A 14,737-nucleotide genomic window follows, 5' to 3' on the forward strand; every position below is an offset into this window, starting at 1 on the left:
TGAGTTCCCAAATTTGCTTTAACTGTCATTTGTCATCGGTCATTTGTCATTTGCGAATGAGGGATGACGGACGACGAATGACTATGAAACAACTGCTAAAATGTCTTTCTCGGACAACAGCACATACTCCTCTGTACCTAGTTTTACGTCTGTGCCAGCGTACTTAGAGTAAAGAACTTTGTCTCCAACCTTAACTTCTAATTCTTGGCGAGAACCATCATCATTACGCTTACCAGGACCAATGGCGACGATTTCACCAACTTGGGGTTTTTCTTTAGCAGTGTCGGGCAAGTACAAACCGCCAGCGGTTTTCTCTTCTGAGGCGCTGACCTTGACAAATACGCGATCGCCTAGTGGCTTAACTGTAGAAACGCTTAAAGATACTGCTGCCATACAAATTCCTCGCCTTGTTAGCACTCTCAACTCCTGAGTGCTAATTTAGCCAAAAGATAGAGATCATGGCAACAAATCCAATTGTACGGGTTTCCGAACTAGAGAGTCGGGGGACAAGGGGGACAAGGAGGACAAGGGGACAAGGAGATAAGAGAGAATAATCACAAATGACAAATGACAAATGACAAATGACCAACAACGAAACTTGTAAACCAAAAGATGATGAAGCTTTGGCTGTTTGCGTCCAGGCTTTAGGTTTACCGCAAATTCAACGCCATGTTTTTATTTGTGCCGACCAGACTTTACCGCAGTGCTGTTCTAAGGAAGCTAGTTTAGAATCTTGGGATTACTTGAAAAAACGCCTCAAACAATTAAAACTCGATAAACCAACGAGCGATCGCCCCAGTTGTATCTTTCGCACGAAGGCTAACTGCTTGCGCGTTTGTACTAATGGTCCAATTCTCGTAGTCTATCCCGATGGGGTTTGGTATCGTCAGGCAACTCCCGAAGTTATCGAACGGATTATCCAAGAACATCTCATCGGCAACAAAATTGTACGCGAATATGCCTTTCTCGTTCATCCTCTTCCAGAACCGAGATCGATCGCGATCGCAGATGACAACTAGTGCAGCATCAGAGAAGTCAATAGAATTGGCAAATAACTTGGCAAAATAACAGAAAAGCTATCAGTTCTTTTGCACGAAACCCCATCTCATCACAATTTATTAAGGATAGTTACAAAGAATATTTGATTTAGCAAACAAAATTGACTGACTTTTCTCAGTACAAATTTTGGCGTTTGCTCCTACTTTAGTGGGTTTTACTGATTTCTTCAAATAAAGACAGGTATATTTTGTTATTGTATCAGGTTTTATACGACAACGCCGAAAAAAGAATATATAATGATATCGCCTAAGTTATACCAAATAGGGCGTATCATTAGGTGTCCGTACTAAGACTGAAATCTTTGCAGTTGCAGTGCAGCACTAAAGCTATAAATCTTCTTTGAAGATTAAAATGGCTTTCCGACTACAATTCAGCGAGACCGAGGTCAGCAAAATACCACCAAACCGATAAATTGCAAGAGAAACTGCTATTGAAAAGTTCGACTGACTCAATTGTGGCGAGTAAGCGCAGCATGAAGGAAACTAGCGTAAAAGAGCACAAGCGACTGCTATTAATAGATGATGACCCCAACCTCATATTACTCGTCAAGGATTACCTAGAATTCCGAGGCTATGAGGTCATCACCGCAGAAAACGGGCGAGAGGCTTTAGAAGTTCTGGAGCAGGAAATTCCAGATATGATTATCTGTGACGTGATGATGCCAGAAATGGATGGCTATCAGTTTGTCAATCAGGTAAGACAGGACGAACGCACCAGTTGGATTCCGATTCTATTTCTTTCTGCCAAGGGTCAAAGCCAAGACAAAATCAAAGGTTTAAACATCGGTGCTGATGTCTACATGGTCAAACCATTCGAGCCAGAGGAACTAGTGGCTCAAGTGGAAGCTTCTCTCAAACAAGCTTATCGCCAGAGACAACAATCAGGTGGCAACGGCGAAAACGAGACAAAAATTCAAGTTCCTTTTGACGTGCATCTGACGCAAACAGAGCTAAAAGTCGTGCAATATGTGGCGAGAGGTCTAGCTAATCGCGACATTGCCGAAGAACTGAATGTGAGTCAGCGGACAGTTGAAAGCCATGTGTCTAATATGCTTGGTAAAACGGGATTGCACAATCGTACTGAGCTAGCACGTTGGGCAATTGAAAATCAAATGGCATGACTCGACATGGAAAATTGGAGGCTGGAGACTGGGGAATTCAAGAAAAAATGTAGCGGATTATGGCAAGAATAACTATATAGTTGAATCAGCACGACTGGCTGATGCCGTATAGATTAAATCCTGCTGCCATCTGCCTCCTGCTTTCTTGCGCTAGTGTTGTCTCAGTAGTGATAAGTTTAGTTTAAGTTTCTTATTAGGCGATCGCCTAAAAGAAGGTAGCGAATACGCAATTAGCTGCCTATCATGGGTAATACCAAGCTAGTGAGGATGCGGCAGTAGTAATGTTAGACCTGAACCACTGCTACAGAGTACTTGGATTAGAGCCTGGAGCCTCCCTGGAAGAAATCAACCAGGCGTATAAGGACTTGGCTTTTATTTGGCATCCCGATCGCATCCCGAAAGAGAATCAGCGGTTGCAGCAAAAAGCGCAAGAAAAATTAAAAGAAATTAATCAAGCGCGAGAGCAATTGCGGCTCATTCAAACTCGCTCCGGCAAATTTACTCCCGCGCAGCCTAAACCAGAGTCACGGAGTAGAACTAAACAGTCGCAGGCTCATTCTCAGTCTCATTACTACTCAGCGTCACAATCGCGCCAGCAAAGTTATTCGCAGTCGAGCAGCAATAATTCTCAGTCATATTACGATTCAACGGCGCGATCGCGTCAACAGGCAAGTTCGCAGTCGAACGGCAATAATTCGCAATCTAGCTACAAACAACCGTCGCAATCGCACTACGACTCTACTCAGTCGCACCAGCAGGCAAATTCGCAATCTAGCTATAAGCAACCGTACCAGTCAGATTACTACTCAGCTTCACAGTCAAGTTACAAGCAGCAATCACCTCCCTCAAGCTATTACTCAGAATCGCAATCGCCCCAACAGAGCAGTTCTCAATCTTACTATTCTGCTTCTAAGTCGCCCCAGCAAGCCACTGCTTCATCTTCCCAGCAGCCCTACCGTCCTCACTATCCCGATATGACTGGAGCCGATTTACGGGGTGCTGAGTTGAAAGAAAAAGATTTATCAGGGAGAAACTTGAGCAAAGCTAACTTAAGTAAAGCCGATCTGAGCGATTCTTTTCTGCACAAAGTTAATTTACAAGAAGCAAATCTGTCTCAAGCAAATTTATTTCGTGCCAACTTATTAGGCGCAAATTTAACTTCAGCCAATTTACAGGAAGCCAATTTAATTGGTGCTGACTTGAGTGGAGCAGATTTAAGTAAAGCTAATTTAAAAGGAGCCAAAGTAGGCACAAAAGACCGAATTATGGTCAAATTAACCGGAGCAATTTTAACTGGAGCAATTATGCCCGATGGCTCAGTTCATCAGTAAAAAATCCTTTTAGTTTTTGACTTTTAACTTTTAACTTTTGACTTTTCATCTTGGCTGTGCTGTTTGGTCGTATAAAGGTTGGGTAGGCGATTTTTATCCGACTGGAAGCCGTGCGACAGAATTTTTACGTTTATACAGCCAACGTCTCACAACTGTTGAAGGAAACACCACCTTTTACGCTATCCCTGATGCCGATACTGTAGCGCGCTGGGCAGCAGAAACACCACCAGAATTTAAATTTTGCCTCAAGTTACCGCGAGATATTACCCATCAAGGCTTGCTAGAACCACATATTCCCGATGCTTTGAGTTTCATAGCACGAATGCAGGGTTTAAGCGATCGCTTGGGACCAATTTTTGCTCAACTCCCGCCACGATATAGTCCAGAAGCAATAGAAGACTTAACAATATTCTTAAACGCTTTGAGAGAAAAAACGTCGCTGGCTTTAGAGGTACGTCATCCAAGTTGGTTTCAAGAGCCTCACGCTAGTCAACTAACAACGCTTCTGAAACAATTAGGGATAGGTAGAGTTTTACTCGATAGCCGTCCGATATACGATGCACCAGACGATCCGCAGATTCACTCCGAACGCCGCAAACCTAAGTTACCAGTAGAATTTAGTATCACCGCGCCGTTTAGCTTAGTTCGTTTTATCAGCCACCCAAAATGGGAGTTAAATCAGCTGTTTCTTGAGGAATGGGTTGATTTTATCGATCGCAATTTACGCCAAGGAACCCACATTTATTTCTTCGTTCATTGTCCCACAGAAGAGCGATCGCCGCACAATGCTCGTTCTTTTCACCAGTTATTGACACAAAAAGGGGTTGTGGTTCCGCCGCTTCCCTGGAACGATTTGCAGCCATTTCCTCAGCAACTCAGCTTGTTCTAGATCGACTTTCATCCGTCAGAAAGAGTGCGATTGGATTTGTTTGTCTTTAATGTAGGGATAAGTCATATTAAGTTCGTTGCAATAACCAGAGTATTGCAAGGGTGGGTTTACCAGAATTCATTCTGACGGTATTTACGAGCGATTAACCGAACACAATATCAGAGATTTTTTCTTAGATTGGATAAAGTTTTGATTGTGTTTCATGCATGAGCCGAAGGCGAAGCGTTAGATGCAGAGGCACAAAGAAGAAAGCAAAAACAATTTTTTTACTACAGTTCAGTTTTAGTAGTTCAATTTAGTAAGTAGGAGAAACAACAGTGACTTTAAGTAATGAAGAAAAACAAAAAATCATGAACGATCTAGCTCAAGGTAAGCCAGGATTGGTTCATGAGGAAAAAACTCATAATCTTGACCAGTATGACTCTAGTTTCGATGCTAAAGACTACGAGAACTTTGAGGATTTTGCTCAACGTCCTGTAGATGAGACAAGCACGCAAAATTATCCGCAAGGAAACATAGTCGAGCAAATTAGGGTGCAAATTCGCTCCGAATTTGATGAAGCAAAAACCACTGGACAGTTGCGATCGAGTAGGATTCGCGAAATCGTTCAATCTGCTATATATGATGTCCGCACGGAGATAAAAGCAGGTACTAGTGATATTCGTCAAATTTTCAGAGATACCATTTCAGCAGTTAGCGATAACTTTAAGGATAAGGGTAGCGAAATTAAAGAGGAAGTTACTGCTGCGGTTGAAGGCTTTATCGAAGGTTACAGTAGTGGCAAACGGCAAACTATTGTCAAAGATCAGGCAGAAGTTCACCAACTACAATCCAGAATTGACACTCAAGAAGAGGAACTACAACAAGAGATCGATCGCCTCTTGGTTGATGTAGAAGAAGTTGGTAAAGAATCAGATTCTAGTTTGAAAGATTCGATCCAATCCGCCATTAATGCCTTCAAAAATAGCGAAGAATTCGCTTTAATGAAGAAGCGTTACGCTCAACTCCAAGCACAATTGGCGATCGTTCGCGCCAATCTAGCCGCACGCTATGGTGGACGTTACGAAGAAATCAAAGAAAGAATAGACGAGGCTACGCACTGGTACAGCCGCACCCGTAACAAAGCTGATGTCGGAGAATCAGTAGAAGGGCGATCGCTTGAAGATAGACTTAAAGAAGTAGGAGAAGCGATCGCGAAAGGAGAGCATCAACTACGCAAGATTCTGCGCGATCTGCTCAAAGTTGCCAATGATTTGCTCAAAGATAAAGAACCACCCGCTAGTAAATAGCATGGGTAAAGTAGGGGCGCATAGTTGAGCGTCCCTACTGCTTCTTTTAGCTAGCAGTCTGTAATTCCAAAGATGGATAATCTGTATAACCCCTCTCGTCTCCGCCATAAAAACTGGAGCGATCGTAGGGGTTTAATTGTGCGTCTAGAGCAAAACGCTGGGGTAAGTCGGGGTTAGAGATAAAAAGTCTACCGTAAGCAACTAAGTCAGCATCTCTAGAGGCTAATACTGCACTTCCCGATTCGCGATCGTAGCCGCCAGCACTGATGAGAGTCCCTTTGTAGATCGGACGGAAGTATTTTGATGATAATTCTGAAGTAGGATTTTCTACTGTCTCGTTACCAGCAACTCTCGGCTCTACCAAATGCAGGTAAGCTAATTCAAATTGGTTGAGCGCATCAACTACATAGGTAAATAATACTTTGAGATCGGAGTCGTAGACGCTGCCAAAAGTGCCACTGGGTGAAAGTCTGACTCCCACTCTATCTGCGCCCCAAACGCCAACGACTGCTTCAGTCACTTCCATTAGCAAGCGGGCGCGATTTTCAATCGAACCACCATATTCATCTGTACGGTGATTGGAGCCATCGTGGAGAAATTGATCGAGCAAATAGCCATTCGCGCTGTGAATTTCTACGCCATCAAACCCAGCCGCTAAAGCATTTTTTGCCCCTTGACGATACTGTTCTACAATTCCTGGGATTTCTGCTGTTTCTAGGGCGCGGGGTGTAACGTAAGGCTTTTGTCCTTCGTAGGTTGATGCCATGCCTTCTGCTGGAGCGATCGCGCTAGGTGCAACGGGCAATGCTCCATTGACTTGCAAATCGGGGTGAGATATTCGTCCGACATGCCACAACTGGAGAAAAATTTTGCCACCGCGATCGTGTACGGCTTTCGTCACCAGCCGCCAGCCTTCTACCTGTTCTTGAGAGTGAATACCAGGGGTAAACGGATAACCTAAGCCTTGTGGCGACACCTGAGTCGCTTCTGTAATAATCAGTCCTGCCGATACTCTTTGAGCGTAATATTCTGCATTCAATTCTCTCGGCACGTTACCCTCTCCCGCACGGTTGCGCGTTAAGGGAGCCATCACCATTCGGTTAGGTAATTCGTAACGACCGAGCCGCACTGGTGAGAATAGATCGATGTTGGTATTCATAGGCTTTACTAGGGTAAATGGGTAAAAAGTGTATGAAATAATGTGGACTGTAGAAGCGCGAAATTTCACGCCTCTACAGATGTAATGTCTAAGCAGCTTGTCGATCTACTGCTGGCTCTAACAAAGCATTCAATTTTTGCGCGATCGCTTTTGCCGGAACAACACCAACAACTCGATCTACAACTACGCCATTTTGGAAAAATAACAGCGTCGGAATTGCCTGCACCTGATATCGAGAAGCAATTTCTCCGTACTCGTCAACATTCAGCTTGCCTACTGTGGCGCGTTCGGCAAAATTGGCAGCAATCTCTTCCACAATCGGGTTAACCATCCTACAAGGTCCGCACCAGGCTGCCCAAACATCTACTAGCACTGGTGTTTTACTCTCAATGACCTCTATTTGAAAGTTCTCGGCAGTGAGAGTCAACGGCTTGACACGATCTGTCATACCTATAAGTCTCCTTCATCATCAAAACCGGATTTGTACAGGCAACAAGCAATTACCAACTACCTATTACCAATTACCAACCGTAGGTTAAAATTTAAGTAGTTAAACAACCACTTGACTATTATGTTAGACAATATAAATTAAAAAGTCAAGTAGCTATTTAACTATTTGACAAGTAGCGCGATCGCGGACGAACGACCATGAAAGAGACTAATTCAGAAAAGCTCGTGTCCCTACCTGTAGCTGAAGTTGACGATAGCTGTCGTCGGGCAAAAATCTTTGCAGCCCTTGCCGACCCGACCAGATTGAAAATTGTAGAGTTACTCGCCTGTGCTGGAGAATTGAGCGGTACGGAGATTGCTCAAAAATTAAGTATTAGCCTTGCCCTCTTCTGCCACCACTCTAAAACTCTAGCGGAAGCAGGGTTGCTCGATATTCGCAAGGAAGGGCAGACAAAATATAACTCTTTGAATTGGGAGTTACTCAATGCTTGCTTGCAAAGCTTGGAGAGAGGCAGCAGGGAGCAGGGAGCGGGGAGCAGGGGAGAAGAGAGCTGAGGGAGCAACTATCAATTCACAATTAAAATACGCACCACGCACCACTCTCTCCTTGATAAAACTCCAAATATCTGCATAAAACTTCAAGCTAATTAACTTTAATTTAGCTAATTCTTACGAGAAACTACAATTTTCATTCTTACGATTAAAGACAAGATAAGGTCGGATTAAAGACGGGATAATTCTCTACAACATTATCCATTGTCTACTCACGATCGTGCGGCTTCTCATAAAAGAATCCGCGTAGGAGGTTGTATGAATGAAAATGTCAGAGCGAGTACGCGCAATGTTGCAATTGTCGGTCCTTATTTGAGCGGAAAAACAACTTTGCTCGAAAGTTTGTTATCCGTCACGGGAGCTATTACTCGTAAAGGTAGCGTCCGCGATGGTAACACCGTAGGAGACAGTGCAGCGGAAGCGCGCGATCGCCAAATGAGTGTAGAAGTGAGTGCCGCTAGTACCGAGTATGAAGGTGTTCGCTTCACGTTTGTTGACTGTCCGGGTTCAGTCGAATTTGCCCAAGAGACATATAACGCTCTCATGGGCGTAGATGCAGCAGTTGTTGTTTGCGAACCAGCAAATGATAACAATGAAAACGGTTTGCGTCAGAAGGTACTTACCCTCGCTCCCTTATTTAAATTTCTTGATGATTGGGAAATTCCCCATCTCGTATTTATTAACAAAATGGATCGGGTTAGCAACAATTTTATGGATATGTTGCACGCCCTCAAAGCTGTTTCCAAGCGTCCGCTCGTACCGCATCAATATCCCATTATTCAAGACGAACAGCTAACTGGATTTATCGATCTAGTCAGCGAACAAGCATATCAATACCATTCTGGCGCACCAGCCGACCCGATTCCATTGCCAGCATCTTTAAAGGCGCAGGAACAGGCAGCTAGAGCGGAAATGTTGGAAGAATTAGCTAACTTTGACGACCATTTATTGGAAGAACTTTTAGAAGAGATCGAGCCGCCTCAAGAAGAAATTCTGCAAGACTTGAGATTAGAACTCGGAGCAGATTTAGTCGTTCCAGTATTTTGTGGAGTTGCAGACCGAGATTTTGGAGTTAGACCGCTTTTAGAAGCATTGTTACGAGAAGCACCTGAACCACAAGACACTGCCCAACGGCGAGGGCTTAATGCTGCTGCGGAAGCCCCCTTAGCCCAAGTGCTAAAAACCTATTACACGCCCCAAGGAGGCAAACTTTCCCTAGTACGGGTATGGCAGGGTAAGTTAACCGATGGCATCGTGTTGAATGGTACTCGCGCTGGCGGGATTTATCGACTGCTAGGACAGCAACAGAACTCGATAAATGAAGCTGAAGCTGGTGAAATTGTTGCCCTCAGCCGTCTAGATAGCGTGAAAACTGGCGATACTCTGTCTGCAAACGGACAAGCCACAGAACTACCTAAAGCAGATATACTCAGACCAGTTTATGCTCTAGCGATCGCCCCGGAAAAACGCAACGACGAAGTTAAACTGAGTGCAGCGTTGACTAAGCTGTTAGAAGAAGACCCATCATTGATGTGGGAACAGCACGGCGATACCCACGAAGTGATCCTGTGGGGACAAGGTGAAATTCACTTGCAAGTAGCCCTCGATCGCCTGCGTCGGAAGTATAACTTACCGATGGGGACTCACTCACCACAAGTCCCTTACAAAGAGACAATCCGCAAAGCAGCCGCCTCAGTTCACGGGCGCTACAAGCACCAGTCAGGAGGACACGGGCAGTTTGGCGATGTTTACTTAGATATTAAACCGCTTGGACGCGGAGAAGGCTTTAATTTTAGCGAAAAGATTGTAGGTGGCGTTGTCCCGAAGCAATATATTCCTGGCGTTGAAGTTGGCGTGAAGGAATTTTTGGTACACGGTCCCTTAGGTTTCCCCGTAGTTGATGTTGCCGTCACCTTGACCAACGGCTCATATCATACAGTTGATAGCTCCGAGCAAGCATTTAAACAAGCGGCACGGCTAGCTATGCAAACGGGAATGACTCAGTGCGAACCGACGCTATTAGAACCGATTGCCTCAATTGAAGTCAATACGCCCAGCGAATTCACCTCCAAGGTGATGCAACTGGTGAGCGGGCGAAGGGGACAAATTCTAGGCTATGAAGGAAGATCTGATTGGTCTGGTTGGGACAAGCTGATTGCTTACTTACCCCAAGCCGAGATGCAGAACTTCATTGTCGAGTTGCGATCGCTAACTCTAGGTGTTGGTTCTTTCCAGTGGCAATATCATCACTTGCAAGAAGTTCCTGACAAGTTAGCCGAGCGAGTTTTGGCAACTGGCAGTAACGGTAACGGCAACCGTTGATGCATCAGGCTTGATTACCTTTGCTGAAAAGATCTGTCGTTTTCGATTAGATAAATTACACGATCTGTAGGGGCGCACAGCTGTACGCCCCTACAAATGTGCTCTTGTCTGCGAACAGCTTAGAATTGAGGATCCAGATAGAACAGCGCTCAACTTTTTTCTATGATGAATTCACAAACTTGGTTTATTGTCAAGATAGCGGACGGTCATTGTCAAATTGTATCTGACGAGCAGGTGAATGTAGAGCCAGATCCAGAAGCCAGGGAACGTTGGGGACCGTTTCCATCTCAAGCAGAAGCGATCGCCCGTCGAGTCGGACTCATCCGTGCCGGAAAATGCCAGCCTCTGTAAAGGGTATGGGGAGCAGCGATCGATTATCAGTTACCAGTTACCAACAGTCGCAAGTTGTCAGTTTCTTACTTTCGTTCCTATCTTGTCGCAGAGTTCCCCTTAGCCGCAATCTGCTTTTGTAATATGTCTAATGCTTTCGCATACTGCGGATCTGATGGCGTACCAACTTTGTCGCGGTTGCGCAGGAATAAAGCCTGTTTTTCTTTGTCCGTCAGGGACACTACCACATTAGGAGCAATCCCAGACTTATTGATGTCGCGCCCGTTGGGGGTAAAGTACTTCGCGATGGTCACAGCTAAGCCGGAACCATCTCCCAAGCTGCGTACCGACTGTACCAACCCTTTACCAAAAGTTTTTTCCCCAACTAAAACCGCGCGTTTGTTATCCTGTAGAGCGCCAGACAAAATTTCACTAGCACTTGCCGAGCCATCATTCACTAGCACGACTAGAGGCTTATTTGTTAACGGTCGGTGATTAGATCTTTCAATATCTTGTTTTCCTTGTCGGTTCTTGGTTGAAACGATGACTCCGTCTTCCAGCCACATTTGAGCAATTTCTACACTAGCCAGTAACAAACCACCAGGATTATTACGTAAATCCAAAATGTAACCAGAGACCTGCTTCTTTTCTAAATCTTGAATCGCATCGCGCATTTCCGTGGCAGCATTGGCACTGAATTGATTCAAGCGAATATATCCCACACCACCTGCTGGATTATTTTGATAGCTGTAACGCACTGGATGAATTTCAATTCGCGCCCGTTTAATCCGAAAATCTTTCTGCTGTCCGTTGCGCAAAATTGTGATTTGTACTTCTGTACCTGGTTGTCCCCGAATCAGAGACACGGCTTGATTCACATCCATTCCCTTAGTGCTTTTACCATCGATTTTGACGATTGTATCCTTGGCAAGAATTCCAGCACTGAAAGCAGGTGTATCTTCAATTGGGGCAATTACAGTTAGTTGCTTTGTTTTCTCGTCTTGGGCGATCTGAATCCCAATTCCCGTTAGTTCTCCAGAAGTATCTACCTGCATATTCTTGAATTCTTCTGGGTCCATAAATCGGGTATATGGATCTTTGAGCTTTTCTAGCATTTGACGGACTGCTTTGTAAGCATCCTCTCGATTGGCATAAGAGCGGCTCAAGTACTCTTTGCGCACAGCTTGCCAATTGACCTTGTTGAAAGTCCCGTCCACATACTGTCGATCGATAATTTGCCAAACTTCATCGACTAATTCTTTCGGACTTTCACGAAAGAAAGCTTGAGTTTGAGAGCGATCGCTAAAACTGGCAACTGCGGCAGTCGAGAGCATCACTGCTGTTGCACCCAAGAAAATTCCACGCTTATTCATGATCGTATTGACACTGCACAGCCGGAGAACAAAGCAAACCAAGTAAGCCCAATTTAACACAGGGGCGCTTAAACAGTGACCAGTTTTGACAGTCACCAGTGACCGCAGCAGACCAACTTTGGTAACTGGTCACCGATCGCTGGTCACTGCTTACGGATCGACCCAGCGATCGTCTGCCTTAATTAAGTTAATCAATTCTTCCACTCCTCGATCTTCAGGAACGCGCTTGATTTCTTCTCGACCGCGATAGAGAGAAATGTAACCAGGTTGCTTCCCTACATAGCCGTAGTCCGCATCCGCCATTTCCCCTGGACCATTGACTATACAACCCATAACGGCGATATCTAAACCTGTTAGGTGCTTTGTTGCCTCTCTAACTTTATGCAACACTTCCTCTAAATTAAACAGAGTGCGTCCGCAAGAAGGACAAGCAACGTACTCTACCATTGTTTTCCGCAAACCTAAAGATTGCAGAATGCTGTAACAAACGGGAATTTCTTTTTCTGGCGCTTCCGTCAGCGATACGCGGATGGTATCGCCAATCCCTTCAGCTAACAGCGTCCCAATCCCAGCTGTAGATTTGATTCGACCGTATTCGCCATCTCCGGCTTCCGTTACGCCTAAATGCAAGGGATAGTCCATGCCTAGCTCATTCATACGCTTGACCATCAGGCGATTAGCGGCGATCATTACAGGCACTCGCGATGCTTTAAGCGAAATCACTAAGTTGCGAAAGTCCAGCGATTCGCAAATCCGAATGAATTCCAGCGCTGATTCTACCATTCCTTCTGGGGTGTCGCCGTAGGTAAACAGCATTCTTTCTGCCAGGGAGCCGTGATTCACGCCAATCCGCATGGCTTTACCTTGGTCGCGCAAGCAGACTACCAGTGGTTCCAAAGTTTGGCGAATCTTGTCTCCAATTTCCTCGAATTCTGTTTGACTGTACTCAGTGCGATTGGATTTAGGTTTTTCAAATACGTACAAGCCAGGATTGATCCGCACTTTATCGATGTGCTTGGCAACTTCCAAGGCAATTTTCATCCCATTATGATGCACGTCAGCCACGATTGGAACTGGTTGGTATGAGGCATACAACTTTTGTTTGATTTCTGCTAAGGCTTGAGCGTGTGCCATACTTGGTACGGTTACGCGGACTATTTCGCAGCCAATTTCATGTAGGCGACGAATAGCAGCAACGGAACCATCTATGTCCAGGGTGTCTTCGTTGATCATGGATTGCACCACCACTGGATGACTACCACCAATCGTGACGTTTCCTACCTGAATCGGACGAGTCTGGCGGCGATGAATAGTAGTATCAGTGGAAAGTTCGCCAGAAGAAGATTTTACTGTAGCTGGGTTGGGGAGAGTCTGCATAACCTATTGGCTGAATTTTTGTAGCGAGATTATCAGATGAGTCTATCTGTCTCTCAGATTGCCACAAATTAGGGGCAGGGGGCTAGTTATCAGTTATCAATTATCAGTTATCAGTTATCAGTTGTTTGTGAAGAGCGGTGATAGGTAGTTGTTGATTGTTGGTCACCGGTCACTGGTCGCTGCTCCCTGCTCGTGCGCCCCCTGCTCCCTGAGTTAATAGCTGCCTCAAAGCTAGCCAGATAAACAGGGGCATGGTGGTAGTGTATCTTTTCCATAGTCTACGTGGTTCTTGAACTAATCTGTAAAACCACTCTAAACCAAAGTTTCTCATCCACAAGGGAGCGCGTTTGTGAATTCCTGCATACACTGGAAATACTCCGCCTACACCAATCATGACGGCATGAATTTTGTCTTTATGTCGATCCATCCAGTATTCTTGCTTGGGACATCCTAGAGCTACTAACACAATTCCAGCTCCACTATCATGGATTTTTTGAATGACCGCCGCATCCTCTGCTTTTGTAAGCGGACGGAATGGTAATGGCTCCATTCCGGCAATTTCTAAAGCGGGAAAGTCACACTCTAAGCGCTTTCGCATCTGTTCTAATATGGAGGCTTCCGAACCAAGAAAAAAGACTTTTATCTGACGCTGAGGAGCCTGTTGACAAATAGATAACATGATGTCTAGCCCAGCAACGCGATTCTGATGCTGCGCGCCCATTAGTTTCATCATCCATACTAAGGGCATACCATCAGGAGTGACTAAATCTGCACGGGCTAACACTGCATGAAATTCTGGATGCCAGTAGGCTTCTGCCAGCATGTGGACGTTTGCCACGCATACAAATCGGCTAGCACGACTGCTAGCCCACTCCAACATCATTTCTATTTGGCGATCGAAAGGTGCTATCGTGACGGGTGAGCCAATAACACAAATTCTGATTTGAGGAATTTCAGCCGGAATAACTTCTAACTCCGATTTATTTACTGGAGTATGAAACGATTGAGTGATGGCTAGACCGGGAAAATCCGATGTTATTTGTTGGATTAACTCCACTGCTTCTACTTTATTTGTTGTATCAAATCTCATTTCCCTGAACTCTTCACTTGAGTCATTGCCATGAATGACAGTATAGTTTGAAAGTAATTTATAGCATCGCTAATCATTGATTATTTGCGCCTTTAACGATAAAAGAAAGATTTCAAATCCCTCAAAACTTTAGTTTTTACTAGAAATACTTTGGAAAAATCTTGATTTTCTTTCTACTGTTTTGACAGCTCATAATTTATTTGATTAAATTCAATATGCATGGTAAATGAGCCATAGAAGTGATGACAAAAATATAAAGATTATCTGTTAAATATTAATCAACAGAGATAATAGCACCTATAGATTTGAGAAATTGCTACACGTCTTCTCAAAGTACGGTGGGATTGATGAGATCTGCCCTGAAAATTATTTACATGTCTAAATTTATACCAAAAC

General features: G+C 44.6%; 14 protein-coding genes. 8 read left to right on the plus strand and 6 right to left on the minus strand.

Features of this window, described 5'->3' with window-relative positions; genetic code table 11:
• Positions 1-81: 81 nt before the first annotated feature.
• Positions 82-393, minus strand: coding sequence for a co-chaperone GroES (gene groES / locus H6G17_RS16145; RefSeq protein ID WP_192158844.1), 312 nt, complete (start codon positions 391-393; stop codon positions 82-84).
• A 188-nt stretch (positions 394-581) separates the two neighbouring features.
• Here groES and H6G17_RS16150 point away from each other — a divergent pair, with 188 nt between their 5' ends.
• From H6G17_RS16150 to H6G17_RS16170, 5 genes are all read left to right on the plus strand, one after another.
• Positions 582-1,019, plus strand: a complete 438-nt coding sequence (locus H6G17_RS16150) for a ferredoxin (protein ID WP_192158845.1) — start codon at positions 582-584, stop codon at positions 1,017-1,019.
• A 512-nt stretch (positions 1,020-1,531) separates the two neighbouring features.
• Positions 1,532-2,179 (plus strand): response regulator transcription factor, encoded by a 648-nt coding sequence (locus H6G17_RS16155; RefSeq protein ID WP_015152683.1) that lies wholly within the window; start codon positions 1,532-1,534, stop codon positions 2,177-2,179.
• A 281-nt stretch (positions 2,180-2,460) separates the two neighbouring features.
• A complete protein-coding gene (locus H6G17_RS16160) occupies positions 2,461-3,510 on the plus strand; it encodes a pentapeptide repeat-containing protein (RefSeq protein WP_192158846.1) in 1,050 nt (349 codons plus the stop codon).
• 37 nt (positions 3,511-3,547) lie between these two features.
• Positions 3,548-4,399 (plus strand): DUF72 domain-containing protein, encoded by an 852-nt coding sequence (locus H6G17_RS16165; protein WP_192158847.1) that lies wholly within the window; start codon positions 3,548-3,550, stop codon positions 4,397-4,399.
• Positions 4,400-4,716: 317 nt separating this feature from the next.
• The gene (locus H6G17_RS16170) at positions 4,717-5,688 is read left to right on the plus strand and encodes a histidine kinase (protein ID WP_347276435.1); all 972 of its coding nucleotides are present in this window, start codon (positions 4,717-4,719) and stop codon (positions 5,686-5,688) included.
• A gap of 46 nt (positions 5,689-5,734) precedes the next feature.
• On the opposite strand, the gene H6G17_RS16175 is transcribed toward H6G17_RS16170, so the two are convergent.
• Both H6G17_RS16175 and trxA read right to left on the minus strand, forming a co-directional pair.
• Positions 5,735-6,847, minus strand: a complete 1,113-nt coding sequence (locus tag H6G17_RS16175) for an alkene reductase (RefSeq protein WP_192158848.1) — start codon at positions 6,845-6,847, stop codon at positions 5,735-5,737.
• Between the two features lie 88 nt (positions 6,848-6,935).
• Positions 6,936-7,295 carry a thioredoxin gene (gene trxA, locus H6G17_RS16180; protein WP_192158849.1) on the minus strand — a complete coding sequence of 120 codons (360 nt, stop codon included), beginning with the start codon at positions 7,293-7,295 and terminating at the stop codon, positions 6,936-6,938.
• Positions 7,296-7,495: 200 nt separating this feature from the next.
• Here trxA and H6G17_RS16185 point away from each other — a divergent pair, with 200 nt between their 5' ends.
• From H6G17_RS16185 to H6G17_RS16195, 3 genes are all read left to right on the plus strand, one after another.
• Entirely contained in the window at positions 7,496-7,852 is a 357-nt protein-coding gene (locus H6G17_RS16185; protein WP_192158851.1) for a metalloregulator ArsR/SmtB family transcription factor, read from the plus strand.
• Between the two features lie 255 nt (positions 7,853-8,107).
• Positions 8,108-10,171, plus strand: a complete 2,064-nt coding sequence (locus H6G17_RS16190) for an elongation factor G (RefSeq protein WP_192158853.1) — start codon at positions 8,108-8,110, stop codon at positions 10,169-10,171.
• A 162-nt stretch (positions 10,172-10,333) separates the two neighbouring features.
• Positions 10,334-10,522, plus strand: a complete 189-nt coding sequence (locus H6G17_RS16195; protein WP_192158856.1) for a hypothetical protein — start codon at positions 10,334-10,336, stop codon at positions 10,520-10,522.
• Positions 10,523-10,599: 77 nt separating this feature from the next.
• Here the strand turns inward: H6G17_RS16195 and ctpC are convergent, their stop codons facing one another.
• From ctpC to H6G17_RS16210, 3 genes are all read right to left on the minus strand, one after another.
• Positions 10,600-11,874: a carboxyl-terminal processing protease CtpC gene (ctpC, locus tag H6G17_RS16200; protein ID WP_192158858.1), complete on the minus strand. Its 1,275-nt coding sequence runs from the start codon at positions 11,872-11,874 to the stop codon at positions 10,600-10,602.
• A 150-nt stretch (positions 11,875-12,024) separates the two neighbouring features.
• A complete protein-coding gene (ispG, locus tag H6G17_RS16205; RefSeq protein WP_015152693.1) occupies positions 12,025-13,251 on the minus strand; it encodes a (E)-4-hydroxy-3-methylbut-2-enyl-diphosphate synthase in 1,227 nt (408 codons plus the stop codon).
• 169 nt (positions 13,252-13,420) lie between these two features.
• On the minus strand, positions 13,421-14,341 hold the full coding sequence (locus H6G17_RS16210) for a WecB/TagA/CpsF family glycosyltransferase (protein WP_192158860.1): 921 nt from the start codon (positions 14,339-14,341) through the stop codon (positions 13,421-13,423).
• Positions 14,342-14,737 lie beyond the last annotated feature (396 nt).

The sequence above is a fragment of the Chroococcidiopsis sp. [FACHB-1243] genome, assembly GCF_014696895.1.
Classification (GTDB): domain Bacteria; phylum Cyanobacteriota; class Cyanobacteriia; order Cyanobacteriales; family Chroococcidiopsidaceae; genus Chroococcidiopsis.

Excerpts from the sequence above, each read along its gene's own strand:
- groES (WP_192158844.1), bottom strand. The coding sequence starts at position 393 with ATGGCAGCAGTATCTTTAAGCGTTTCTACAGTTAAGCCACTAGGCGAT.
- H6G17_RS16150 (WP_192158845.1), top strand. The coding sequence starts at position 582 with ATGACCAACAACGAAACTTGTAAACCAAAAGATGATGAAGCTTTGGCT.
- H6G17_RS16155 (WP_015152683.1), top strand. The coding sequence starts at position 1,532 with ATGAAGGAAACTAGCGTAAAAGAGCACAAGCGACTGCTATTAATAGAT.
- H6G17_RS16160 (WP_192158846.1), top strand. The coding sequence starts at position 2,461 with ATGTTAGACCTGAACCACTGCTACAGAGTACTTGGATTAGAGCCTGGA.
- H6G17_RS16175 (WP_192158848.1), bottom strand. The coding sequence starts at position 6,847 with ATGAATACCAACATCGATCTATTCTCACCAGTGCGGCTCGGTCGTTAC.
- trxA (WP_192158849.1), bottom strand. The coding sequence starts at position 7,295 with ATGACAGATCGTGTCAAGCCGTTGACTCTCACTGCCGAGAACTTTCAA.
- H6G17_RS16185 (WP_192158851.1), top strand. The coding sequence starts at position 7,496 with ATGAAAGAGACTAATTCAGAAAAGCTCGTGTCCCTACCTGTAGCTGAA.
- H6G17_RS16190 (WP_192158853.1), top strand. The coding sequence starts at position 8,108 with ATGAATGAAAATGTCAGAGCGAGTACGCGCAATGTTGCAATTGTCGGT.
- H6G17_RS16195 (WP_192158856.1), top strand. The coding sequence starts at position 10,334 with ATGATGAATTCACAAACTTGGTTTATTGTCAAGATAGCGGACGGTCAT.
- ctpC (WP_192158858.1), bottom strand. The coding sequence starts at position 11,874 with ATGAATAAGCGTGGAATTTTCTTGGGTGCAACAGCAGTGATGCTCTCG.
- ispG (WP_015152693.1), bottom strand. The coding sequence starts at position 13,251 with ATGCAGACTCTCCCCAACCCAGCTACAGTAAAATCTTCTTCTGGCGAA.
- H6G17_RS16210 (WP_192158860.1), bottom strand. The coding sequence starts at position 14,341 with ATGAGATTTGATACAACAAATAAAGTAGAAGCAGTGGAGTTAATCCAA.